At 60.6% G+C, this 23,645-nt stretch carries 21 protein-coding genes; 3 read left to right on the plus strand and 18 right to left on the minus strand.

Features of this window, described 5'->3' with window-relative positions; all coding sequences use genetic code 11:
• Positions 1-9 precede the first annotated feature (9 nt).
• From BQ4888_RS06640 to BQ4888_RS06660, 5 genes are all read right to left on the minus strand, one after another.
• Entirely contained in the window at positions 10-2,232 is a 2,223-nt protein-coding gene (locus tag BQ4888_RS06640; RefSeq protein ID WP_092055383.1) for an ABC transporter permease subunit, read from the minus strand.
• Positions 2,233-2,321: 89 nt separating this feature from the next.
• Positions 2,322-3,305 carry a PstS family phosphate ABC transporter substrate-binding protein gene (locus tag BQ4888_RS06645; RefSeq protein ID WP_092055386.1) on the minus strand — a complete coding sequence of 328 codons (984 nt, stop codon included), beginning with the start codon at positions 3,303-3,305 and terminating at the stop codon, positions 2,322-2,324.
• 198 nt (positions 3,306-3,503) lie between these two features.
• Positions 3,504-4,148 (minus strand): cytochrome b/b6 domain-containing protein, encoded by a 645-nt coding sequence (locus BQ4888_RS06650; protein ID WP_240746301.1) that lies wholly within the window; start codon positions 4,146-4,148, stop codon positions 3,504-3,506.
• A 23-nt stretch (positions 4,149-4,171) separates the two neighbouring features.
• Positions 4,172-5,203 (minus strand): multiheme c-type cytochrome, encoded by a 1,032-nt coding sequence (locus tag BQ4888_RS06655; RefSeq protein ID WP_092055391.1) that lies wholly within the window; start codon positions 5,201-5,203, stop codon positions 4,172-4,174.
• A gap of 106 nt (positions 5,204-5,309) precedes the next feature.
• Positions 5,310-5,546, minus strand: coding sequence for a hypothetical protein (locus BQ4888_RS06660; RefSeq protein ID WP_092055394.1), 237 nt, complete (start codon positions 5,544-5,546; stop codon positions 5,310-5,312).
• A gap of 491 nt (positions 5,547-6,037) precedes the next feature.
• Here BQ4888_RS06660 and BQ4888_RS06665 point away from each other — a divergent pair, with 491 nt between their 5' ends.
• Complete coding sequence (locus BQ4888_RS06665) at positions 6,038-7,453, plus strand: sigma-54-dependent transcriptional regulator (protein WP_092055398.1); 1,416 nt, start codon at positions 6,038-6,040, stop codon at positions 7,451-7,453.
• 115 nt (positions 7,454-7,568) lie between these two features.
• Here BQ4888_RS06665 and BQ4888_RS06670 read toward each other — a convergent pair whose 3' ends face one another.
• Positions 7,569-9,161, minus strand: coding sequence for a sensor histidine kinase (locus tag BQ4888_RS06670; protein ID WP_092055401.1), 1,593 nt, complete (start codon positions 9,159-9,161; stop codon positions 7,569-7,571).
• 425 nt (positions 9,162-9,586) lie between these two features.
• On the opposite strand from BQ4888_RS06670, the gene BQ4888_RS06675 reads away from it, so the two are divergent.
• Positions 9,587-11,014 carry a sigma-54-dependent transcriptional regulator gene (locus BQ4888_RS06675; protein WP_244898137.1) on the plus strand — a complete coding sequence of 476 codons (1,428 nt, stop codon included), beginning with the start codon at positions 9,587-9,589 and terminating at the stop codon, positions 11,012-11,014.
• 13 nt (positions 11,015-11,027) lie between these two features.
• Here the strand turns inward: BQ4888_RS06675 and BQ4888_RS06680 are convergent, their stop codons facing one another.
• The 12 genes from BQ4888_RS06680 to BQ4888_RS06735 form a co-directional block, all read right to left on the minus strand.
• Positions 11,028-12,074 carry a hypothetical protein gene (locus BQ4888_RS06680; RefSeq protein ID WP_092055409.1) on the minus strand — a complete coding sequence of 349 codons (1,047 nt, stop codon included), beginning with the start codon at positions 12,072-12,074 and terminating at the stop codon, positions 11,028-11,030.
• A gap of 24 nt (positions 12,075-12,098) precedes the next feature.
• Positions 12,099-12,560: a chemotaxis protein CheX gene (locus BQ4888_RS06685; protein ID WP_092055412.1), complete on the minus strand. Its 462-nt coding sequence runs from the start codon at positions 12,558-12,560 to the stop codon at positions 12,099-12,101.
• Positions 12,561-12,596: 36 nt separating this feature from the next.
• Positions 12,597-13,058, minus strand: a complete 462-nt coding sequence (locus BQ4888_RS06690; protein ID WP_240746302.1) for a chemotaxis protein CheX — start codon at positions 13,056-13,058, stop codon at positions 12,597-12,599.
• 95 nt (positions 13,059-13,153) lie between these two features.
• Positions 13,154-13,525 (minus strand): response regulator, encoded by a 372-nt coding sequence (locus BQ4888_RS06695; RefSeq protein WP_092055416.1) that lies wholly within the window; start codon positions 13,523-13,525, stop codon positions 13,154-13,156.
• 51 nt (positions 13,526-13,576) lie between these two features.
• Positions 13,577-14,044 carry a chemotaxis protein CheX gene (locus BQ4888_RS06700; RefSeq protein ID WP_092055419.1) on the minus strand — a complete coding sequence of 156 codons (468 nt, stop codon included), beginning with the start codon at positions 14,042-14,044 and terminating at the stop codon, positions 13,577-13,579.
• Positions 14,045-14,078: 34 nt separating this feature from the next.
• Entirely contained in the window at positions 14,079-14,459 is a 381-nt protein-coding gene (locus BQ4888_RS06705; protein ID WP_092055422.1) for a response regulator, read from the minus strand.
• 1 nt (position 14,460) lies between these two features.
• Positions 14,461-15,336, minus strand: coding sequence for an HDOD domain-containing protein (locus tag BQ4888_RS06710; RefSeq protein WP_092055426.1), 876 nt, complete (start codon positions 15,334-15,336; stop codon positions 14,461-14,463).
• A gap of 8 nt (positions 15,337-15,344) precedes the next feature.
• A complete protein-coding gene (locus tag BQ4888_RS06715) occupies positions 15,345-15,833 on the minus strand; it encodes a chemotaxis protein CheD (protein ID WP_092055429.1) in 489 nt (162 codons plus the stop codon).
• Complete coding sequence (locus BQ4888_RS06720; protein WP_092055433.1) at positions 15,830-16,891, minus strand: protein-glutamate methylesterase/protein-glutamine glutaminase; 1,062 nt, start codon at positions 16,889-16,891, stop codon at positions 15,830-15,832. The genes BQ4888_RS06715 and BQ4888_RS06720 overlap by 4 nt, the downstream gene beginning before the upstream one ends.
• Entirely contained in the window at positions 16,888-17,733 is an 846-nt protein-coding gene (locus tag BQ4888_RS06725; protein ID WP_092055438.1) for a CheR family methyltransferase, read from the minus strand. Before BQ4888_RS06725 ends, BQ4888_RS06720 begins: the two co-directional genes overlap by 4 nt.
• Positions 17,734-17,777: 44 nt before the next feature.
• Positions 17,778-18,299 (minus strand): chemotaxis protein CheW, encoded by a 522-nt coding sequence (locus BQ4888_RS06730; protein ID WP_240746303.1) that lies wholly within the window; start codon positions 18,297-18,299, stop codon positions 17,778-17,780.
• A 39-nt stretch (positions 18,300-18,338) separates the two neighbouring features.
• Positions 18,339-20,861: a chemotaxis protein CheA gene (locus BQ4888_RS06735; protein ID WP_092055442.1), complete on the minus strand. Its 2,523-nt coding sequence runs from the start codon at positions 20,859-20,861 to the stop codon at positions 18,339-18,341.
• Between the two features lie 351 nt (positions 20,862-21,212).
• Between BQ4888_RS06735 and BQ4888_RS06740 the strand changes: the two genes are divergently transcribed.
• Complete coding sequence (locus BQ4888_RS06740; RefSeq protein WP_092055447.1) at positions 21,213-23,624, plus strand: tetratricopeptide repeat protein; 2,412 nt, start codon at positions 21,213-21,215, stop codon at positions 23,622-23,624.
• The last annotated feature ends 21 nt before the right edge of the window (positions 23,625-23,645 follow it).

Genomic DNA, 23,645 nt, shown 5'->3' on the forward strand with positions numbered 1-23,645 from the left:
ATCCGTCAGCTAAAACCGTCCGTACTTCTTGCGCAGGCGCTGGCGCACCACTTCGGCCACGGTGTTGAGGCAGAAGGTGAGCACGAAGAGGATGACCGCCGAGAGGAAGAGCACCCGATAGAGGGACCCGCCATGGGGCGCCTCGGGGATTTCCACGGCGATGTTGGACGACAGCGGGCGCATGCCGTTGAACATGCTCAGATCGATGATCGGGGTGTTGCCGGTGGCCATGAGCACGATCATCGTTTCGCCGATGGCCCGCCCCAGGCCGATCATGATGGCGGCGAAGATCCCCGGCGAGGCCGAGGGGAGGATCACCCGCCAGACCGTCTGCCAACGGCTCGCGCCCAAGGCCAGGGAGGCGGCGCGCAGGCTCGGCGGGATGTTGGAGAGGGAGTCCTCGGCGATGGTGAAAATGATGGGGATGACGGCGAAGCCGAGGGCGAAGGCGATGACGATGCTGTTGCGCGGGTCGTAGCGCTGGCCGGTTTCGTTGAAGAGCCAGAGCTTGAAGTTGCCGTCGAAAAACCAGCCTTCGACCAGCGGTCCCAGGATCACGGCGGCGGCGATGGCCAACAGCAGCACCGGCGCCACCGCCAGGAACTCGTAGCCCCGCTCCACCCGTTTCAGGGGTTGGAAGCGGCGCAGCCATTGCCAGAGCAGAATGCCCAGGGCCAGGGCCAGGGGGATGAAGATGACGCTGAGAAAGAGGGCCGGGACGGCTTTTTCCAGTTTCGGCGCGAACCACAGGGCAGCGAGAAAACCGATGACCACCGAGGGGACCGCCGCCATGACCTCCACCGCCGGTTTGATCCACTGGCGCAGCCGGGGACTGCCGAACTGGCTGATGTAGATGGCGCCGTACAGGGCGATGGGAACAGCGAAGAGCATGGCGTAGAAGGTGCCCTTCATTGTGCCGAAGATCAGCGGAGTCAGGCTCAGTTTCGGCTCGAAATCGTCGTTGGCGGCCGAGGATTGCCAGACGTGGGCGGGCTCGTCGTAGCTTTCGTACCAGACCTTGCCGAAGAGGGTGCGCCAGCTGATTTCCGGATGGGGATTGTCCACGCCCCAGAGTTGCAGGCGGCGATTTTCATCCAGGGCCAGCAGGCCGTTGCCGCGGGCGGCGAGGGCCACCTGGGTCAGCGGCGCCTCGGTCTCGATGCGCAGCAGATGGCGTTCGCTGGTCATGTGGTCGAGATGGATGCTGCCGTCGGCGTCGAAGCTGGCCAGGGATTTGTCCCGCCAGGAGGGCAGGATGTCCCGAATCGCCTGGTCGTGGCGGGTCAGCCGGTGAATGCGGGTCAGGAGCGGCTCCCCGCCGTCGGCCGGGCGTACCGGAAACCAGGTCGAGAGATGGCCCTTCTCGTCCCCCACGGCCAGGGAAATGTCGCCGAAAACCAGAGCCAGGGCGGTCACGGCGGCGCCGTCGTTGCGGGCGCTGACGTGATTCCGCAACCTCGGCGGGGCGTCCTCGCCCAGTTCCCAGTGCAGCAGGCTGCCCCGGCCGGTGCCGGCGTAGAGGGCCGTGCCCGGGTGGTCGAGAACCAGGGCGGTGATCGGCTCGTCCGTATCGGTCAAAAAATAGCTCGCCGCGCTGCGCGTTTCATTGCCCAAGAAATCGGTGCTGACTGTTTCCTGGGTGACTTTGAGCCGGTTGTCGGCGAAGAGGTCGACACGGACTCGGCCGGCATCCGTCATCCGGGCCAGGGACTGGCTGGGAAATCCTTCTTCAGGGGGAGGGAATTCCGCCTGGCGCTGAACCTGACGGACGAAGGAGCGCCGCCCTTCGGCGTCAAAGTGGGCGGTGAAGCGGACCTGATCGATGGTCAGGGTGCCGTCGCTCCAGAGGGTGGAGAAGGTCAGGGGCGCTTCGACCCGAGCCCTCAACGGGTGGGCCGCCTCGTCGCTCGGCGGCGTCAGGGGCAGTCTTTCTCCGGCCTCGCCACCGGGCAGGGAGGAGAAGCGGAAAAAGCCGTCGGCGTCGAGCGCTACGGCGGTTTCCAGATACTCGTCGAGATCCACGGCGAGAATGTTTCCGGAAGGCGCGGGGTCGGCCAGGGAAAGATCCGCCAGGGGGACCGCCGCCGGGGACTTGAAGAGGGGGATGGTGACGTTGCCGATCAGCAGCAGGATCAGGATGACGCTGGCGATGATCGCCAGGCCGCCGACGGTGATGACGTAGCGGGCGAGGCGGTCCCTGAGTTTGATCCGCCGGAGAACGTTTTTATCCATGAATTGAGCCTTGTCTGGGAGCCCGTTGCACATAAAGGACCGGATCTTTCGATCCGGTCCTTTTCATGAAAACGCGGTGATGCGTAAGCTTACTTGAGCAGGTTCAGCTGTTTCTCGGCGATTGCGGCGGGCAGGGGGAGGTAGCCGTCTTTGACCACGACTTCCTGACCTTCCTTGGAGAGAGCGTACTTGAGGAATTCCTCGACCATCTTCGGCAGCGGCTGGTTCGGCTGCTTGCCGACGTAGAGGTAAAGCATGCGGCCCAGGGGGTACTTGCCTTCCAGGACGTTTTCATAGGTCGGCGCATAGGCTGTTTCGCCGTCCTTCTTGGCCAGAGCCAGGGCCTTGACCCCCGAGGTCTTGTAGCCGATGCCCGAGTAGCCGATGCCGGCTTTGTCTTCGGTGATCGAGAGGACGACCGAGGCGCTGCCCGGCTGTTCCTTCACGGTGTCCTTGAAATCTCCCTTGGCCAGGGCGTTTTCCTTGAAGTAGCCGTAGGTGCCCGAGGCCGAGTTGCGGCCGTAAAGGCTCATCGGTTTTCCGGCCCACTCGCCGGTCAGGGCGACCTGCCCCCAGGTGGAGATTTCTTCGGCGGCGCCGCTCTTGCGGTTTTTGGAGAAGATGGCGTCGACCTGGGTCAGGGAGAGCTGCTCCAGGGGGTTGTCTTTGTTCACGTAGACGGCCAGGGAGTCGAGGGCGACGCCGATGGCGAGAGGCTTGTAGCCGTACTTGGCTTCGAAGGCCTCGATTTCGCTCTTCTTCATCTCGCGGGACATAGGGCCGATCTGGGCGGTGCCCTCGATCAGGGCCGGCGGCGCGGTGCTGGAGCCCTTGCCCTCGATCTGGATGTTGACGTTGGGGTACTGCTTGCGGAAGCCTTCGGCCCAGAAGGTCATCAGATTGTTGAGGGTGTCGGAACCGATGCTGTTCAGGTTGCCGGAAACCCCTTCGGTCTTTGCGTACCCTTTCAGGCCCGAGTCGACGCTGATGTTTTCAGCCAGTGCCGGGGACGCGCTCATGGCGACCAGAGCGGTCGCAGCCAGCAGCCATTTCTTGCCCAATCCTTTTTTCATGCCGATCTCCTTGTTTTCTCGATGATGCCCCTTGCGGGGGGATTGTTTCTGGTTCGATTCACGTGGGACGGAGTATCGGCGGGAAATGTTAGGATTGTGTTAGCGCGTCATAAGAGGTCTGCTAAATGAAAAACGGGGCGAAAAAAAGCGGCGCCCGTAGGCGCCGCGATAGGATAAAGAGCAGAAGTAAATGGGATATTAATGATGCTGGGGCTTTTCCTCGTGCTCTTCCTCGGCTTCTTCCCAGCCGGTCCACATGGGGACGAAGTGGGCGAAGGGGGTGTGACCCAGGGTCGCCAGATAGAAGTGGGTGAAGATGAAGGCGCACAGGCAGCAGGCCAAAATGAAGTGCAGACCGACGATCAGTTTCAGGCCGCCGACCATGAGCAGAGTGTTGCGCAGCGGATCGATATTCAGCAGCATGAAGCCGGTGACAATGACCAGCGGTACCAGGACAAACATGATGACCAGGTAGGCGGCCTTCTGCATGGGATTGAATTTGTTGTCCGGGGCGGTGTGGTGAGGGTTGGGCTTGCCCCGGAAGTAGTTGAAGAAATAGAAGATGGCCTGGCGCAGCAAGCCGCTCTGGATGTCCCCCTTGGTCGGCACGTAAAGTTGTTTCAGGGTGCCGGCAAAGACCAGATAGTAGGTGATCCACAGTACGAAGGAGATCGCCACGACGATTCCGGCGGTGTTGTGCAAGGCGATGGCCGACTTGTAGGTCCCAAAGATATTGACATATTCAGGAAAGCGAATCTGCGCGCCGGTAACGCAGAGGGTGACAATTCCCAGGGCGTTCAGCCAGTGCCAGATGCGAACCGGAGTCGGTTGCAGATAGATCATTTTTTTCGACTGCTCAGACATAATCAGTGTCCCTTCCCTTCTCTGTTTTTACGAGTCAAAAAGCGCAGGGTGCCGTGGCCCACGGGCATGACCAGACCGCCGAGGATAATCAGGAGACCGGCGATATTCAGCCATTTGCTGCGGGTCGCACCCATCATGTAGAAATCCGGAGTGCCGTTGAGAACGTCGAGGACCGCGCCCTTTTCTACGGCCAGTCGGGCGTAGCTGCCATCCTGCTCGGGGAAGGCTACATAGCTCGTCTGCATGGCCTGGGGACCCGAAGCGTGGCAGAAAGAGCAATCCCAGCGGTTGTCGAGAATTTGGAAGGTATGGGTCACCTTTTCCGGGGTCATCATCCCCCACAGGCGCAGCCCCTGGTATTTCGGATCGCCGTTGAAGGCGCGGAGTTCGGCGAGAGAGATTTCGCCGTTGCTGTCGGCGTCGAGCAGCGTTTGCACCGGCTTATCCCCCGCCAGTTTGGCGAGATCTTCCTGCGAGGCGGGGACGAAACTGCTGTAACGGTTTTTGGCCTCCCGTTGCAGCAGGTACATGGTGATGACGTAATTTTCCGAGCCGGTGTGGCAGGTGATGCAGGGGAGCGCTTCGATGTGCAGCCCCGCCTGCGGCAGCCACTGGTCATGCAACTCGGTCATTTCTTCCGGCTCGTGACAGGTGGCGCACTGGCGATTCATGTCGAAACCGGCGACTTCGGTGGCCGATTTCACCTCGTGCGGATTGTGGCAGTCGGCGCAAGAAGCGGCGGAGCCGTGCACGCTGGTGGTGTATTCTTTGTGGATGTCGTCGTGACAGTCTTTGCAGCTGGCTTTCGACGGGGCCAGGCCGTCGTCGGGATGGGCGTCAGTCACCGATTCGTGGCAGCCGGAGCAGCCCATTTCGGCGTGGGCGGTGGTGTCGAACTGGCCTTCATTGATAGCGAAGGCATCGCCGACCATGCTGGCGTCGCTGTGGCACGCCAGGCAATCCGCCGATTCCATGGCGGTTGCCGCGGACGCGCCCAGAAGCAGGGCCAGGACCAGGCTTAGGAACAGATACATGGGTTTGTTCAGTTGTCGCACGGTGTTTCCCCCTTTTCTCTGGAAAAGTTGAGGTTGCTTGCTTGGGTTGATGTGAGGTTGACGATAGACGGTCCGCGGTTTCGGTTCATCTGAAAGGAGCCGATGAGGTCTTTTCCTTGCCGCCGAACAGGCCCCTGACCATGCCGAAGAGCAGCATCAGGGCCGGAACGAGTTGCGCCACGAAAATCAGGGCGCAAAAGCCGATAAACAGCCAGGCGCCGAACCCCATCGTTCCGGCGCCACTCTCCGCCGAGGCGAGAGCCGGCTCGCTCAGCGTGGCCCAAAGTGCCACTGCGCCGGAAAGGCATTGCAAGGCTTTCATTCCTGTCTCCTTTCTATGATCGACGCTTTTTCGTGGGTCGCTTATGTGTATTTGCAAATACATAAGCAGTGCCCGTGCCAACTTTAGTTTTTGTTTATGTGATTTATAAAGTGTTGAAATAATTGTCTTTTCAAAATGATTGTCGACAGTATGCGCAAATCGTCGAAAAATTAGTACATTAAAATCATACTTTTAGGAACATTTCGGGTTCTAAATTCTCGTAGACGTGCAGAAAAATGCCGGTAAAATCACTTGGTTGCACGAACGATTCGTGTGTATAATAAAAGCATACAGGGCAATGTGTATACATCAGATTCTTCCAATGGAATATTTTTCAGGGTTTTATTATCATGATTCGCGGCCCCAGATCAACATTGGATTGATTTTATGAAAAAAAACCAGTACGATTAATCCGGATTTTCGAGGGGGACGTTATTTCCAGCCGGCGTTTCAGGTGGTTCCGTGGCCGGCGGATGAGGAGTTTGCAGCAGATGACCAATGCCAAGATTCTTGTGGTAGACGATGAGGCGGTAATTCGCGAGGGAATACGCCGCATTCTCGAAAAAGAGGGCTACCAGGTCGAGCCCAAGTCGAGCGGTCGCGTGGCCTTGGAGCGCTTGCAGGAAGAGGACTTCGACCTGGTGATCACTGACCTGAAAATGCCGGGTATGGGCGGGCTGGAACTGCTCAAGGCTATCCGGATTCTGCAACCGAACGTCCCGGTGATCCTGATCACCGGCTATTCCACGGTGGAGACCGCTGTGGAAGCGATAAAGAACGGCGCTTTCGATTACCTGGCCAAACCCTTCACCCCGGCGCAGATCACCGAAAAGGCCCAGAAGGCGCTGGAGCAGCGAGCGCTGCTGTTGAGTTCGGCGGACACGGAGGAGACGGGCCTGCAAGAACTCGGATTGGGCGGACTGGTCGGCGAGAGTCCACAGATACAAAAGGTTTTCAAGCGCATCATGCAGGTGGCCCGCACCGAAAGTACCGTTCTCATTACCGGCGAAAGCGGTACGGGTAAGGAACTGGTGGCCCGGGCCATTCAGCAGAACAGCCCGCGCAAGGATCAGCCCTTCGTCGCGGTCGATTGCACCTCCCTGGCGGAGAGCCTGCTCGAAAGCGAGCTCTTCGGTCACGTCAAGGGTTCTTTCACCGGCGCGGTGCAGACCAAGATGGGCCTGTTCAAGGTCGCCGACGGCGGCACCCTCTTTCTTGACGAGGTTTCCAATATCAGCCTGACGACTCAGGCCAAGCTGCTGCGCGTTCTGCAGGAGCGGGAAGTGACGCCGATCGGTGGAACCAAGCCGGTGCCTATCGACATCCGGCTGATCGCCGCCACCAATCGCAATCTCAAAGATATGGCGGCCGAAGGCAAGTTCCGTGAGGACCTTTTCTTCCGCCTTAACATCATCCCCATCGACCTGCCGCCGCTGCGCGAGCGCAAAGGGGATCTGGTCCCGCTGGTCAAATTCTTTCTCAAAAAGTTCGGCGATGAAATCGGCAAGGAGGTCCGTGGGCTTTCCCCCGGGGCCATGGCCATGCTCAAAAAATACCCCTTTCCCGGGAATGTCCGGGAACTGGAAAATCTCATCGAGCGGGCGGTGGTGCTCAGTCTTGGCGATCTGATCGAGGCGGAGGATCTGGAATTGCCAGTGGATGAGATGGAGGATCTGGAAGGTGGTGAGGATTACGTGCCCCGGACCACCGAGGAGCTCAAAGAGGCCAAGCGGGAAATCCGCGAACGGGCGGTGGCCCCCATCGAGCGGGCTTTTGTGCTGGATGCCTTGAAGCGCAACGACTGGAACATCACCAAGGCCGCGGAGGAAGTCGGCATGCTGCGACCCAACTTCCAGGCGTTGTTGAAAAAACAGGGAATTTCGGCGCGAGACCGGGCGGTGGAATAGCGCCGCCCAACGCAGAAATTTGGAACGGAAAAACCCCCGGGGCCCAAGGCTTCCGGGGGTTTTTTGTTGATAGAAGGGAAGTGCCGTCGGAATGGAGCGCGGCCTACTGCCGGTTTCAGGCGGTGGTGGCTGGTTCTTGGGCGGCGTCTCCATTTACGACGATCGGCAGCTTGATGGTGAAGCTGGTGCCGCGACCGGGGGTACTGGCCACCTCGATGGTGCCGCCGTGGTTCTCGATGATGCCGTAGGAGACACTGAGGCCGAGGCCGGTACCGGCGTTCCCTTTGGTGGAGAAGAAGGGGTCGAAAATCTTCTGCAGATTTTCCTCGGAGATCCCCATGCCCGTATCCGTGACCCGCGCGTACAAGACATTTTCCTGTTCCATAACCCCGGTCTGAATCGTCAGCCGCCCGCTGGTGGGCATGGCCTGGCTGGCGTTGATCAGGATGTTCATGAAAACCTGTTCGATTTGACTGGGGTCGATGAGGATCTTGGGCAGCTTCGGGTCATACTCCTTGACCACCACGATGTCGTGGAACGAGGTGTGGTGTTCGACCAGAGACATGGTCTTGTCGAGCAGCAGATTGATCGACTCGATCTTTTTCTGCGGCACCGATTCCCGCGAGAAGTCGAGCAGTTCACGGACGATCTTGGCGCAGCGCTGGGTCTCGTGAACGATGGTGCCGAGGTCCGACTTGAGGGCCGGGTCAAGGCGGGAGTCCTCTTCGAGCATGGTCGCGAACATCAGTACACCGGTGAGGGGATTGTTGATTTCGTGGGCGATCCCCGCCACCAGTTCTCCCACGGAGGCCAACTTTTCCGAGCGCAGCAGCTTCGATTGCATGCGCTGGATCTTTTCGGTCCGTTCCGCGACCCTGGCTTCCAGGGTGTTGGCCCAATCCTGACTCTCCTCCTGGGCGATTTTCAGTTTCCCCGTCATGTTATTGAAGGCTTCGGTCAACTCCCCCAACTCATCCTTGGGATAGGTCGCGACCCGGGTGGAGAGATCCCCCTGAGCCACGCGCTGAGTCTGTTCCAGCAGATTGCCGACGGGGACGTTGATCAGCTGATGGGTCAGCATTGACAGGCAGGTGCCGAGGATCAAAAGCAGCACCAGGGTGAAGACGATGATGTTGTTGCGATAGGCCGCAGCTGTTTCCCGGACGCCGGCGAGATCGACATGGACGTCAAGAATCCCCAGCATCTGCGCTTCGGGCGCATGAAAGTGGCACTGGGCGGTGTAACAGCTTTCCTTGTTGAGGATTTCTTTGGTAACACCGAGCAGTTCGACGCCGTCGCGGTTGACGAAGATGCGGCTGCGATCCATGGAGGAGGCCTGGACCAAGGTCGTCTCCCCGATGTGGCAGCCGCTGCATCCTTCCGAGCCGCGATCAACGCAGGTGCCGATCTCCTCTTTCTGGGTCGAGAAGTTGATGATCCCTTCTTTGTCCAACAGACGGATGCGGTTGACCCCCTTTTGTGAGCCGACTTCGTCGATCATCTGATAGACCCGCTCACGGTCGTCTTCGAGCATCTGGTAATGGGTGGTGCGGATGATGGTCTCGCTCAGGTTGTCGACATCCTTCAGGGCCTCGTCCATGAACATGTTGGTCAAGGTTTCGACATTGAGGAAGGCGTACATGATCATCGTCGCCAGAAGCACGGCCCCCATGACGATATTGTATTTGTTGATCAGTTTGAGGCGCACGGAATGTCCTTGATTAAAATCTAATGAAAGAAAAAATTAATCAGGATTTTATGTGATTTTTCAGGGAAATGCAAGCTAGGGAAGGAGGTGCAGGTAATGATTACAGATTCCATCTCCAATGTTTTGGATAAAGACTTGAAATCCATTGCCTCCGCCCGTCACTGCTGGAAGCGTGCCGGAGAAGGGTCGGAACCCTCTTAATAACACGTTGATTTTTCTTGGGTTGTTGGGTATTATCGGGGCCATTGTGTGCCAGTGTCATACATTTGACTAGGCATTGATTCTACTGTCTCGATATAAAATGAAGAATTTCATAGGGTTCGCGGAGGTCCGCAGTCCTAGTGGAGGGAGCCGGCTTTGTCTGGGGTGTTCGGGCCGGGGTCGCTAACCAAAATGTACCAAGGGATTTCATGATGTCCGAATCGATGCGCAGCATTCTGTTGGTGGACGGCAACCGCGAGGCCAGAGAGGGTTTGGCCGTCATGCTCCGCAAGCACATCGGCTGCGTTGTGCTCGAAAGCCAATCCCCGGCGGAGGCGCTGGAAGCCTTGCAGGATCAGGACATCTCCCTGGTGATCACCGAGCTCTTCGCCCCCCGGCAGGGTGGAATCGAGCTGCTCAAACAGGTGCGGGCCGACCATCCCCAGGTGGCCGTGATCGTCAGCGTGCCTTACGGCGACCGCGACTCGGTGGTGGAAGCTTTGCGGCGCGGCGCCATCTTCTACATCCATTCCCCCTACGATTTTGAGGAGGCGGTGATCGCCACCGCCCGTGCCCTCGAACATCGGGATCTTCTCGTTCACCAGCAGAAACGCAGTCCCAAGATCAGCAAGAGCGACGGTTTTCACGGCATTATCGGTCAGTCGCCGAAAATGATGCGGCTTTATTCAATCCTGGAAAAGGTCGCCGAGGACGGCGAAAGCAACGTCCTGATCCGCGGCGAAAGCGGCACCGGCAAGGAATTGGTCGCTCGCGCCACTCATGCCTACAGTCCGCGCAAGGGGAAAAATTTCGTCCCCGTGAACTGCGCGGCGATCCCCGATGAACTGCTCGAAAGTGAACTTTTCGGCTACGTCAAGGGTGCTTTCACTGGCGCCAACCAGTCGAAGATCGGCCGCATCCAGTACGCCGACGGCGGCACCCTCTTTCTCGACGAGATCGGCGACATGAAGCCGTCCTTGCAGGCCAAGTTGCTGCGTGTCATTCAGGAGCGGGAATTCGAGCCGGTGGGTGGGGTCAAGCCGGTGTCGGTGAATGTGCGCATCGTCGCCGCCACCCATCGCGATCTCGAGGCCGCGGTCGCCGAGGGCCGCTTCCGCGAGGATCTCTACTATCGGTTAAGCGTCGTGCCCGTTCAAATCCCCCCCCTGCGTGAGCGCAAGGAAGATATCCCGGTGCTCATCGAGAAGTTTGTCCAGGTCTTCAATCGGGGGCGGAAGAACGCACTGAAGGGCTTTGCCGCCGATGCCATGGCGGCGCTGCTCGAATACCCCTGGCCGGGGAATGTCCGGGAGCTGGAAAACCTGGTTCAGCGCATGTCGGTGCTGCATGCCGACGACTGGGTTTCCGCCGCCGATCTGCCGGAGAAATACCAGGTGCCCGGGCAAGTCACCGGAGAAGCAGCAGGCGCTGCGGTGGTGGACGAATGTGTCGAGGGAATCGGTGAGGAAAACTTCGACTTCAATACCCTGGTGAGCGATTTCGAGGACCGGCTGATTCTCAAGGCGCTGACCAAGACCGGTGGGAACAAAAAAGAAGCGGCCCGCCTGCTCAACCTGAAACGCACCACGTTAATCGAGAAGATCAAGAAAAAACAGCTCGAAGCCGAGGTTCCCCCCGAAGAGTTCGTCTGATTCCGAGTCGACCTCAGCCGCCTTCCGTTTGCATGTGCCGGCGGATCTTGCCGAGAATCTCCCCTGTGCTCGCCGGAGTGACGAGGATGTCCAGGGCACCGTATTTGATCGCCTGCAAGACCGTTTTTCGGGTCCATTCCGGGCCGGCGGCGATCAGCGGGGTCTTTTCTCCGACCGCCGACTGAATCTTGATGATCGAGGCCAAGCCTCTCTCCCCCACCTCGCGCATGGCGAGAAAAACCCCCAGAACCTTCCTTCCCCGAATCGCCCCCTGAAAATCCTCCTGAAAATGCAGGCAAGCCAGGTTGCATTGGCACTGATCGGAGAAAGTCCTGGCGAAAGCTTCCGCCGACTGCTGGGTTTCCGACACGATCATCAACAGACCCTCGCTGTCCAGCGTGATCGGCCCGCTTGCTTCCTGGGATCCCCGGGAGGCGGCCGCAGCCTCTTTCGCCTCTTTACTTGCCTCCGGGGCCTCTTCCTCTTCGGTTGTCGCGCCGGGAATCGGCAGCTTTAGCAGTTGGGGAGGGATGAGGATGCTCAGCGACCCCAGGGGGGCTCCATCCATTTTGGTCTGGCCGCTGCTGGCATAATAGGTCCCCGGCGGAATAGTGGAGTCGTTGGGCCCGGGATTGAAGTCCAGCAGATCGGTCTTTTTGAAGTGCAGCTTGGGGTCGGCGTGCTCAATGAAAACAGCCGTGTAGACCCCGGCCATGATGTTGGCGATCTCGCCGTAGGCATCGGAGACTTCGCCGTCAAAGAGTTGTTTTTTACGGCGCGCGGCCATCTCGTCGGGGGGGAGGAGAATCAGGGTGCCGCCCAGGGTGATGGCATCCTTCAGCCCGACCACGACATAGGCGACGCCCTCGGCGTCGCCGCTCACGGTCAGGGCGGACAGGACCTGTTTGCCGCTCAAGGGGGCGTAAACCTCGTCCCGCGAGCGCAATCCATGCTGGACGTCGTCGACGGTGAAGTCCTGACCCAGCAGGCCACTGACCTCCTCGCTGAGTTTTTCGATGATTTCCTGTGAGAGTTTATTCAGGTAGGCCAGTCTGTCCATGACGACCTTTTCGTGTTGCCCGGTTTATTTAAGCCCGACGAACTGGAGTTCCACCAGCATGACCCCGGTCGCCAGGGTAAAGGGGACCGCCACCCATTCCGCGTTGGCCAAGCTGTGCACGGTATAGGATTGGCCGCCGATCGCCGTGGGGATGGAAAGCTCGATGCTGTGGTTGTGGCGGGCGAAATAGATCTTGAGTCCGCCGGCGATCATGTTGGCGATTTCGCCAATGGCGTCGCGCACGTCGTCATCGATCTCTTCGACCTCCATCCCCAGCAGGCTGCCGGTGATGGCCATGGCCACCTGGTTGGGACAGTTTATCCGCAACATCCCCTTGATGTCACCGGAAAAACCGAGAATGCCACTGATGGCGTCGTTGAAGGCGGTCGTTTTTTCCGCGGCCTGCGATCCGGGGGCGGCCTCCAGCATGACCATGGTGTCGAACACGTCGCTGGTCGCTTCGATAATGGCTTGGGCAAAATCCATGATGAATATCCTTTCCGCGTTGGGGCGAAACGGGGATCAGGTTTGCTGTTCCAGTTGCAGTTCGACGAGAAACCGTCCGTCCGCGCTTTCAAAGGGCACCATTGAAGATCCCTGTTGCGGTTGATAATCGAGGGAGTAGGAATCTCCGCAGACCGCCGAGGGGATGGAGAGCTGAATGTCCTTGCTGTTGTCACTGAGTTTGGCCTTGATCGATCCGGCCAGCATGTTGGCCAGTTCGCCCATGGCGTCCTTGACGTCGTCGTTCACCGAATCGACTTCCAGGCCGAGGAAGTTGCCGGTGATGGACATGGCGACCTGGGATGGAGCATGGATGGCCAACATCCCTTTGTAGACTCCGGCCATGCCGACCATGCCGGTGACGCTGTCCTGATGGGTTTTGATTCGTTCTGTCAGCGGCGGCTGCGAGCTGACGTCCATCATCAACATGGTGGAAAAAATTTCGACGGTGGCGTCGGCGATATGCGTTTCCCAGCTCAAGAGATCCTCCCGCCTGATGGGGTGGTGGTCGTGCTGTTCCGGAATGATGTCCCGTCCGGGCCGGTGTGGCCCGGAGGCGACGGCCAGGGGAGACGCTACATGAGGCCGCCCAAAACTTCGCTCACCTGTTCCGGGGTGAAGGGCTTTTTGATGCTCCCCTTGGCGCCCAGGGATTTGGCTTCGGCGAGGATGTCGGCCCCGGCCTCGGTGGTGATCATGACGACCGGGATCGACTTGATGGCGGCATTGGCCGACTTCTGGCGGAGGAATTCGATGCCGTCCATATTCGGCATGTTGATGTCGCTGAGGATGATGTCGACACTCTCTTTGCCGAGGACTTGCAGGGCCTCCTGGCCGTCCCCCGCTTCGAGGATAGTGTCGAAATCGAGCCCCGCCTGGCGCAGGGAGCGGGTGACGATTTTACGCATGGTGCTGGAGTCGTCGATGATCAGAACTTTTTTACCCATGATGAAAATCCTTTCCAGTGAAGTGCTTAAGCAGATAAGTAGGTTGAATGTTCACTCCGTCCACAGGGCTTGGCCCATGGCAGTGATGGAAAAAGCCAGGTCGTCGATGGCGTAGCTCCAAAAACGGTGGGACGAGTTCGGGTCGAGCTCCTCCGGTTCCGGTTCCGGCAGCCCCAGGCGGAAGGGGCGGCCGTCGGTGAGCAGCTCGCACATGAAGCGGCCGGCGATGATGTTGATCAGCTCGGCGAAATTGTCCGCCAGCATCTGGTCGCTGAGTTCTTCCGGCTCCAGGCTGTAGACGCCGGCGGTGATCAGGGCCACCAGTTTTCTCGGCATACGCAGGCGCAACTCCCCCTGCAGGGGATCGTGGATGAGCAGGCCAACGCTCATGTCGTCTTCCGGGGAAATGGCGGCGTTCTCCGGGGGAATCGGCGAGACTTCCATGAAGACCATGTTTTCCAGGGTGTCGACGACGGCCTGCTGCATGGCGCGATCGCAACGGTCGGTGACTTCGCTCATGGCTCGTCTTTCTCGGGGCAAAACCAGGGATGTTTCATTCCGGTTCGTCCAGCAAGGGTTCCAGTTTCTCCAGAAGGGCCGGCGGCGAGATCGGCTTGCTCAGGATGGCCAGCGCCCCCAGCCCCATCAACTCCGCTTCCTTGGCCGGGGTGCCGGCGCTGCTCACCACCAGAACCGGAATCTGGTTGAGTTTCGGGTTGGCGTTGATCCACTTGAGCAGGGTCTCGCCATCCATCACCGGCATGTTCAGGTCGGTAATGACCAGATCGGTCGGGGCTTCCTTGACCCGGGCCAAGGCTTCCTTGCCGTTGGCGGCCTCCACCAGTTCGGCGCCGCCGCACCCGATAATTTCCAGGCAGCGTTTGATGAACATCCGGGCTGTGGCCGAATCGTCGGCGATAACGATGCGCTTCACATCAGGTCTCCTTGAGGCTTGCCAGGGACGCTTCCACCTTGCGGAACTCCTCGCTGCATTCCAGCAGTAAAAGGGCCAGGTCGTCCTTGGATATGGTGAAGTGCTCGGCGTATTCCTGGCGCAGATGATATTTCATGGAATCACTCCCCGTTCCCTGTCCGCCCATCATTGCCAGAATGTCCCCCAGATGCACGGCGTAGACCAGGGGCCGAAGCTCGGCCGCGACCGTTTCCGGCTGGTGGTGATGGCGAATGACTTGGGCCAGGGCTTCGGGCAGCTTCCAGTGCCGTGCCAGTTCGAAGCCGACTTCCGAATGATCGAGGCCGACCCGCTCCTGCTCCCCGGTCAGGTAGTCGGCAGTGTCGCCGCGCACGATCTCCGCCACCAGCTCCCGGGAGGTGCCGCATAGAAACTCGGAAAGGATCGCCTTGCCGATATCGTGCAGCAGCCCGGCGGTGAAGGCCAGGTCGGCGGGGAGCGGGGTGCGGGCGTGCCGAGAGATGGCGCGCGAGGCGATAGCGGTGAAGAGTTCGTGGCGCCAGAGTTGCCCCGCCTCTCCCTCGTAACCGTCCAGGGCTTTGCCGAGAAACTCGTTGGTACATTCGGCGACGGCGATGCCCACGACCATGCGCTCTCCCAGATAACTCACCGCATGGTCTACCGAGCTGATCGGGTGGACCAGCCCCATGGCCGCAGAGTTCACTACCCGCAAGAGCCGGGCGGTGAGCAGGGAGTCGCATTTGACCAGGTCGATGACCTCCTTCATCTCGTGATCCGCTTTGGCCGTCACCTGCAAGAGCTGGTTGGCGATGGGACTGAGCAGGGGCGCCGCCTGAATTGCCCGGGCAATTTCCGCGTGCCGGTTCGAGGTCGTCATGGTCACTCCTATATCTTCCAGTTGGGCCGACCGGGGGAGGAGAGGATCACCTCGCCGGTTTTGACCGAGACCGAGACGGTGCGGCTGAAGGTGCCGCCGACATCTTCGGAACGGGGGCCCAGCCCGTAGGACCAGAGGATTTTCTTGATCGCCAGCAGATTGCGTTTGCCGATGTTGAAGGTGTCGTTATGGTCCATGATGGCGGCACCGCCGGCCAGTTTGATGATCAGTCCCTTGCCTTTCGGTTGACAGCCGTGGCGGACCATCTCCTGTAGCAGCAACGGGACGCCGGTGTCCGCAAAGTAGCCCGGTTTTTCCTTGGCCTTGACCAGGTTGATCTTTGATTCCGGCAGGGCGACATGAACCATTCCCACGGTGCGGGTCTGGGGGTCGAGCAGGACCACCGCGATGCAAGAGCCCAAAGCGTAGGTCTTGATCTCCGCGTCCGGTTGCTTGCTGGCGCCGAGGTCGCCGATGCCGAGAATCATTTGGCTCATGGGGTTCGCTCCGAAAGGAGCCGGATCGTCGCCGGAGCGATCTCCGGCAGGGGCACCAGGCGTTCGGCGCCGCCCTTCTCATAGGCCACTTTGGGCATGCCGAAGACGACCGAGGTCGCCTCGTCCTGAGCCAGGGTGCGCGCTCCGGCCTGGCGCATGGCGAGCATGCCGCCGGAACCGTCCCCGCCCATGCCGGTGAGCATGATGCCGATGGCGTTTCTCGCCACCTGCTCGGCCACCGAATGCATGAGGACGTCGACGGAAGGACGGTGGCCGCTCACCAGTTCGCCGTCGTCGCAGGTGACCTGGTAGATCCCCCCCGAGCGGCGCACGCGCATGTGTTTTCCGCCGGGTGCCACCAGCACCCGGCCGGTCATGATCCGGTCGCCGGTCTCCGCTTCCTTGACTTCCATGGCGCAGAGCTGGTTGAGGCGGTCGGAGAACATCTTGGTGAAACCCGCCGGCATGTGTTGGACGATGACCACCCCTGGCATGTTGCCGGGGAAGCCGGTGATGACGCTCTTGATCGCCTCGGTGCCGCCGGTGGAGGCGCCGATGGCGATGACCTTGTCCGTCGATTCAGCCAAGGCCTTCACTGGGCGAGCGAGGCCGCGACCGGGAAGCTGGTCGCGGCGGTTTTTCCAGTGGCTGACATTGACCGTCGAGGCGATCTTGACCTTGGTACGCAGCTCGGCGAGCATGGCGCTGAGCCCCTGGGCCATGTTCGAGGTCGGTTTGGCGACGAAATCGACGGCCCCGGCCTCCAGGCAGTCGAGGGTAATCTGCTTGCCGGTCTGGGTCAGAGAACTGACCATCACTACCGGAATCGGATACTGGGGCATGAGCTTGCGCAGGAACTCCAGGCCGTCCATGCGCGGCATTTCCACATCCAGGGTCATTACGTCCGGTTTGTGCTTGACGATCAGGTCCCGGGCCGAGTAGGGGTCGACCGCCGCCCCGACGATCTCCAGCCCGGGGTCCATCGACAGCCCCTGGGTGAGGATCTGCCGCACCAGGGCCGAGTCGTCGACGATGAGTACGCGGATTTTACGGGTCATCTTCCAGCCTCTTTCTGATAGGTGGCGGGCATCAGATAGTTGTAGAGGGACTGGGAACGGCCGATGGTCTCCGAATGGCCGATGCACAGGTAGCCGCCTGGTTCGGTGAACTGGTGAAACTTGCCGATCAGGGCTTCCCGGGTCGGCTGGTCAAAATAAATCATCACGTTCCGGCAAAAGATGATGTGAAACGGCTTCTTGAACGGGAACTGGGCGTTCATCAGGTTGAAACGGCGAAAGGTCGCCTCGTTTTTCAGCCGGTCGATCACCCCCCAGTTGCCGTCGGGCAGACGTTTGAAATACTTGCGGCGCAGGGCTTCGGGGACATCGGCGATGCGCTCCTCGGCGTAGACCCCGGCGCGGGCGATGGAGAGCGCCCGGTCGGAGATGTCGGTGGCGAGGATGCCTGCCGACCACTGGCCGTAATTGGCGCCGAAAAATTCCGCCATGAGCATGAGCAGCATGTACGGTTCTTCGCCGGTGGAACAGCCGGCGCACCAGACCCGCAGATCCCGGCGGTTCTCCTTCTCCAGCCGGGCGACGACGGTCGGCAGGGCGGTCTCGACGAAGAAGCGGAAATGCTCCTTCTCGCGGTTGAAGAAGGTGTGATTGGTGGAAATCCGGTCGATCAGGTCACTGAGGGCCTTCTCGCTCTTGTCGTTGAGCAGGTGTTCGTAATATTCCTTGAAGGTCGCAAAGCCCGAGGCGCGGATGATCTTCTGCAGCCGTCCCACCATCAGGGACTTTTTCTGGTCCGTCAGGTTGATGCCGAAACGCTGATAGATCAGGTCGCGCATCAGTTTGAATTCCTGATCGCTGATTTCCATCAGATAGCCGGACATGAAACTTCTCCCTTATCCTCTTGCCGCCGGATGCCGGGTGCGGCTCAGAAGAGCTCGCCGCCACCGCCGAGCATGGCCAGTTCGTCGCTGTAGAGAAGTTTCTGCACGTCGAGCAGGATCTTCACCTCGTTGCCGATCTTGCCCATGCCTTGAATGTAACGGGTCGACTCCCGGTTGGTGCGGGGGGGCGGCTCGATTTGCTGGTCGGGAATATCCGCCACTTCATTGACCTTGTCCACCACCAGTCCGACTTCCTTGTCGTCGATGTTGACGACGATGATGCAGGTGCGGTCGTCGTAATCCCGGGCCGGCAGGCCGAAGCGGGTGCGCACGTCCATTACCGGCACCACCTTGCCGCGCAGATTGATCACCCCCTTGACGAAGGCGGGCATGTCGGGAACGTCGGTGATCTTCTGGATGCCGATGATTTCCGTGACGTAGCGGATCTCGATGCCGTAATCCTCCTTGGCCAGATGGAAGGTCAGGTACATCCCTTTCTGTGAATCCTCGCTGTCGGTATCTCCGGAGAAATTGAGATTCAGGTTGCTCATCTTGGTTTCGGCCATGTCGGTATACTCCTGCTTTTTCCACGAATAAAAGGGAGGCTAGATGCCGAGGGTTTCTTTTCCTTCAAACATATCGACCAGGTGCCCGACGTCGAGGATCAGGCAGACCTCGCCGTCGCCGAGGATGGTGCAGCCGGAGACCCAGCGCACGTTGCCGATGTAATCGGAGAGGCCTTTGATGACCGTCTGCTGCTGACCGACGATTTCGTCGACAAAGAGGCAGACCCCTTTGTCTTGGTATTCGAGCAGGATCAGGATGCCGTCGGGCAGGGTGTGCGACTCCGGTTCCTTCTTCAGCACCTCGTGCAGGCGGATGACAGGGAAGAAATTCTCCCGCACCCGGGCCAGTTCCTGGCCGTCGGGGGTGATGGTGATGGCGCTCTCCTGGGGGCGGAAGGCTTCGCGGATGGCCAGGGTCGGGACGATGCATTTGGTATCGCCGACCCGCACCATCATGCCGTCGATAATCCCCAGGGTCAGGGGGATGCGCAGGATCATGCGCGAGCCCTGGCCGGGCTTGCTGGTGACTTCGATCTTGCCCTTGATCTTTTCGATGTTCTGCTTGACCACGTCCATGCCGACCCCGCGGCCGGAGACGTCGGTGATCTTGTCGGCGGTGGAGAAGCCGGCCTGGAAAATCAGGTTGTAGATCGCCTTGTCGCTCATGTCCGAGCCGTCGCCGTCGATCAGTCCTTTGCTGATCGCCTTGGACAGGATCTTGTCGCGGTTGAGGCCGCGACCGTCGTCCTCGATGGTGATCCAGACCTCTCCCTCCTCGTGGCGGGCGGAGAGGCGCACAATCCCCTTTTCCGGCTTGCCGGCGCGAATCCGCTCATCGGGAGGTTCCAGGCCGTGGTCGAGGGAGTTGCGGATGAGATGCACCAGTGGGTCGGTGATCGTTTCGACCACCGTCTTGTCGACCTCGGTCTCCTCGCCGGAGAGGATCAGCTCGACCTTTTTGCCGGCTTTCAGCGAGAGGTCGTGGACCAACCGGATCATGCGCCGGAAGAGGCCGGAAACGGGGATCATGCGGATGGTCATGGCGATTTCCTGAAGCTCGCGCACCAGCTTGCTCATCTGCTGACCGGCCTTGTGGAAGTTTTCCAGTTCCAGCCCGGCAATGTCGGGATTGTGGATAAGCATGTTCTCGGCGATGACCATCTCGCCGATCAGATTGATGAGCTGATCGAGCTTTTCCAGATCGACCCGGATGTCCTGGCGTTGTGCCGCCGCCGATTTGTTTGCGGCGGCCGGCTTGGCCGGGGCCGTCGGCGTGGAGCTGGCGGCAGGCGCCTTGGGCGGAGGCGGCGGCGTTTTGGGCGCCGCCGGGGCGGGCGCCGGTTTCGGTTCCGCTTTGGCCGGCGAGGGAGGCGTCGGCGCTGGCGCGGCAGCGGGGGGTGGTTCCGGCGGTGCCGGTGCCGTTTCCGGTGTCGGCGCGGGGGACGCTTCTGCGGTCGGCACGTCCGGGGCGGCCGGGGGAGTCATCAGGGTGTCGAGCTGCCGCTGCTGCGCCGCCAAGGTGGCGATGGTGCCGGTGCCACCGTTGGTGACGTCGGCGACCGCCGCGCGCAGGGAGTCGAGACAGTCGAGGAGGATTTCCGCCGGATTGCCGTCAGCGAGTGCCTTGCCCGACTTGACCAGGTCGAGGACCGATTCCATCTGATGGCTGAGGCGCTCCAGGTCGGCGTAGCCGAAAAAACCGCAATTCCCCTTGAAACTGTGGATGTTGCGGAAGAGGGACGCCACTACCTCGGCGCTCGGTTTCTCTTCGGTCCATTGCAGCAACCCCTGCTCAGCGCTCTGCAACAGCTCGTCCGCTTCCTGGGCGAACCGTTCCACCATCTCCGAGGTGATTTCCAGTTCGAAGCTGCTATCGGCGGCAATCTTCTTGTTCGGCGCGGTGGCAGGTCCCGCCTCCGGGGCGGGCGCCGGTTCTGCCGCGGCCGCGACGGCGCCGAGGCGGATGCGTTCCTGGGCCAGGTCCGTCGCCTGGATCAGGCGGCTCTTCATGTCTTCGGCGACAGCCTCCAGTCCCTGGTCGGTGTATTCCCGCTCGACCAGGTCGAGGGCTTCCTTGGCGAAGTCGCAGGACTGGCAGAGGAGCTCGACGTGGGAGGAATCCATCATGATCTTGCCGGCGCGGACCAGATCAAGCAGGCTCTCGGCAGCGTGGGCCATCCCCGACAGATTGGTCAGGTCAAGAAAGCCGGCGCTCCCCTTCATCGAATGGAAAAGCCGAAAGATGGCGTTAATGGTGTCGACGTTGCCGTTGATGCGCTGGAAGACCGGGCAGTTCTTGCATTCCTGTTCCGAGTTGGCATGGGGGCAGGTCTGCTTGCCGTCGCCGATGTAGCCCATGTCGAGCCAGCAGGGAAAGTCCGGCGAATGCCCATGGCGAAGACAGTCGGTCTGCTGACAACCGAGGATTTCCCAACAGTTGCCCGGCTGGCAGCTTTGCCCCAGTTCGATGATGATGGGCTCCAACTGGTCGATCATGTCACGACTTTCCTGGACGAATTCCAGGATGATCTCGATTTGGTCGCTGGAAATATCGTTGCTCATGAACACCTCTGTGCGCCCTGAGGGGGTGACCCGACGGAGGGACGAGTTTGGGGACGAAAATGCCGCTTCCTTGCCTATACAAATTTCGCACCACTTTTTTTTCAAGACGCGCCGATTTGTCCGGTTGCGCGATTCAATCCAGTGAAAATAGATAGATAGGTGTTTTAGGCGACGCCGGCACGGAGTTTTTCGTCGAGGTTTCTGTCAAAAAGCCGGTTTTGCGGTGTCGTGCATTCGACGTTTCTGGTTTTTACCCGGAACCCGCAGAGGCTCTTCGTCATTTGACCGGTTTCCTTTGGCACATAATTGGCAAGTTTCAACGGCGGATGAAAATCGTCTTTCGGAGGTCCTTTGCGTATCCTGATCACGACCTTGATTTTGCTGTCGGTTCTCGCCTGCCCGGTGGCGGCGGCGACGCCGACCCAGTTGCTTCGCATCGACAAGGCGGAGGAAACCACCTCCACCCGCCTGAGCCTGGACTTTTCCGCCCTGCCCGAGCATCGGCTCGAAGTTTCCGGACAGCGGGTCGACCTCTTTTTGAGCGATACGGAAGCCGCCTCTTTGCCTGCCCCGCCGGAGGATGGCAAGGTTTTAAAAGTGCTGCTGGCCCGACAGGGACGGCTCTTGATGGTCTCCTTTCTGCTGCGCACGGCCCCGGCCAGTGTCAAAGTCTTGACTGATCCCGGAAATCGTCGGTTGCTGCTCCATCTCGACTGGGGGAGTGGTCGTGCGCCGGCACGCCTGGCCATCTCCCGCAACCCACCCCGGCTAGCCTCGCTGAAGGGCGGGCAGGTGGTGAAGAATATTCTTGAAGGGGAGGATTTTTCCGCCTCCTGGCGCCGTTTCTGCGAAGAGTACGAAACGCCCCTGGGGGTTGCTGCGCCGGTACGCTATTCTCTGCCCCCCCTGCCGCTGCTCGTTTTCAGCCCGGCCACCACCGGCGCCGTCGGTGCGCGCCTGGCCGAAGGGGTCGAGGCGCTGAGCAGCGGCAGTTGGATCCGGGCGCTGAGGCTCTTCGACGGGGTGCCGCCCAGGGAGCTTACGGGGGTGGATCGCGAAGCCCACGCCCTGCTGCACGGAGAAACTCTGCTGCGTCTCGGCGAGACCGGGCGCGCCCAGACCGTTCTCGACAACTTCCTGAACGCCTTTCCCGACTCGGCCCTGCGCAGTCGCGCACTCTATCTGTTCGGCTACCTGCGGGCACTGCGGGGGGAACCCTACGATTCCGGTTTTCTCCTCGGCAACCTGCAGGAAACGGCCAAGGATGCCGTTTACTATCGGCAGCTGGGGCTGTTGCTGCGAGCCGAGGTTGAACTCGCCACCGAGCGGCCCAAAGCGGCGTTGGCGACCCTCGATCAGGAGCAACTGGCCGCGCAGCTTGTCCCCTACGGCGGACGCAGCCGCGCCGACGCCCTCTTCGACCTGGGCGACACGGCGGCGGCCCTCGAACAGTATCGGGCGCTGAATCCCCAGATCAAGGCCTGGGGCGCATTCCCGCAATCGCTGGCGCGTCTGGCCGAGGCCTGTTACCGCCAGGGGGATTTCGCCGCCGCCGTCGCCCGCTACGCCGAACTGGCCCAGGTTGCCGGCACGCCCGCCGCCAGGAATCTCGCCGCCTTCGGACACGCCCGTGCCCTCATTCGCAGCGGCCGGGTCGATGCCGGGATGTCGCAGCTGCGGACCCTGGCCGCCGGATCGGAGGAGGATGAGGCGGCGCAACGGGCGCGTTTGCTCATCCTCGACCAGGAAGTCCTCGCCGCTCCGGCCGAAAAAGGCTTCATGAAAGTTCTCAGCTATCAGCAGCTGGGCGTCACCGCCGTCCGTCGCGAACTGCGCGAGGAGGCGGCTTTCAAGCATGTGTTGCTGGCCGCCCTGCAGAATGTCGATCGCACCACCCTCGGTTTTCTCGAAGAGTTCATCCGTCAGCATCGCCAGGGGCGCTTTCAGGATTTCTCCCAGGCGCTGCTCAACGAACTGCTGCCGCAGGTCATCCGCCAGACGGTGGGACGGCAGGACTACTTCGGCGCCCTGGTGCTGGTGGAAAAGTACCGGGATCATTTGGTGGCGCTCGGCACCGGCAGCGAACTGCTGCTTGATCTCGGCAGCGCCCTGCGCAGCCTGGGCTTGCTCGATAAGGCTGCCGACGTCTATTTCTTCATGCTCGACGCCTACCGGGGGGAGGCGGGGGAGGAGCCTTTCTACGCCCCGTTGCTGGAGGTTTTGTCGGCCAAAGAAGATCACCGGTTGGTCATCGAGTACGCCGACCGCTATCTGGAACATTTCCCCAAGGGGGAACAGGTGCAATCGGCGCTGAGCCACAAATTGCGGGCGCTGACGGCGCAAAAGGATTATCCCGCGGCTGCCAAAATTTTGACATCCACTGAGCTGAAACGCACGCCCGAGCTCGATCTGCTTGCCGGAACGGTCTTCTGGGAGGTGGCGGACATGGATCGGGCGGCCGAATCCCTGGCCCGGGTCTTGACCGATCCCGCAGTCCGGGCAGAACATCCCCAGCAGCTGCTGCGCTGGGCCGAGGCCGAGTTCAAGCGCAAGCGCTTTGATGCGGCCCTGCCCCTTTACCGCGAGCTGGAAGGGGTCGCCGGCCTGGCCGATCAGGCCCGTTACCGGCAAGGGCAGATTCTTCTCGCCACCGGTCGTCGGGGGGAAGCCCTTAAGTTATTTACCGATCTGGCCGAAAAGGGGGAAGCTCCCCAGTGGCGTCAGGCCGCTTCGGGCGCGTTGTTTGCAGAGACACCCCGGTAGCGGGATTATTCGTCCGCCGCT

Source organism: Desulfuromonas acetexigens, from assembly GCF_900111775.1.
Classification (GTDB): Bacteria; Desulfobacterota; Desulfuromonadia; order Desulfuromonadales; family Trichloromonadaceae; genus Trichloromonas; species Trichloromonas acetexigens.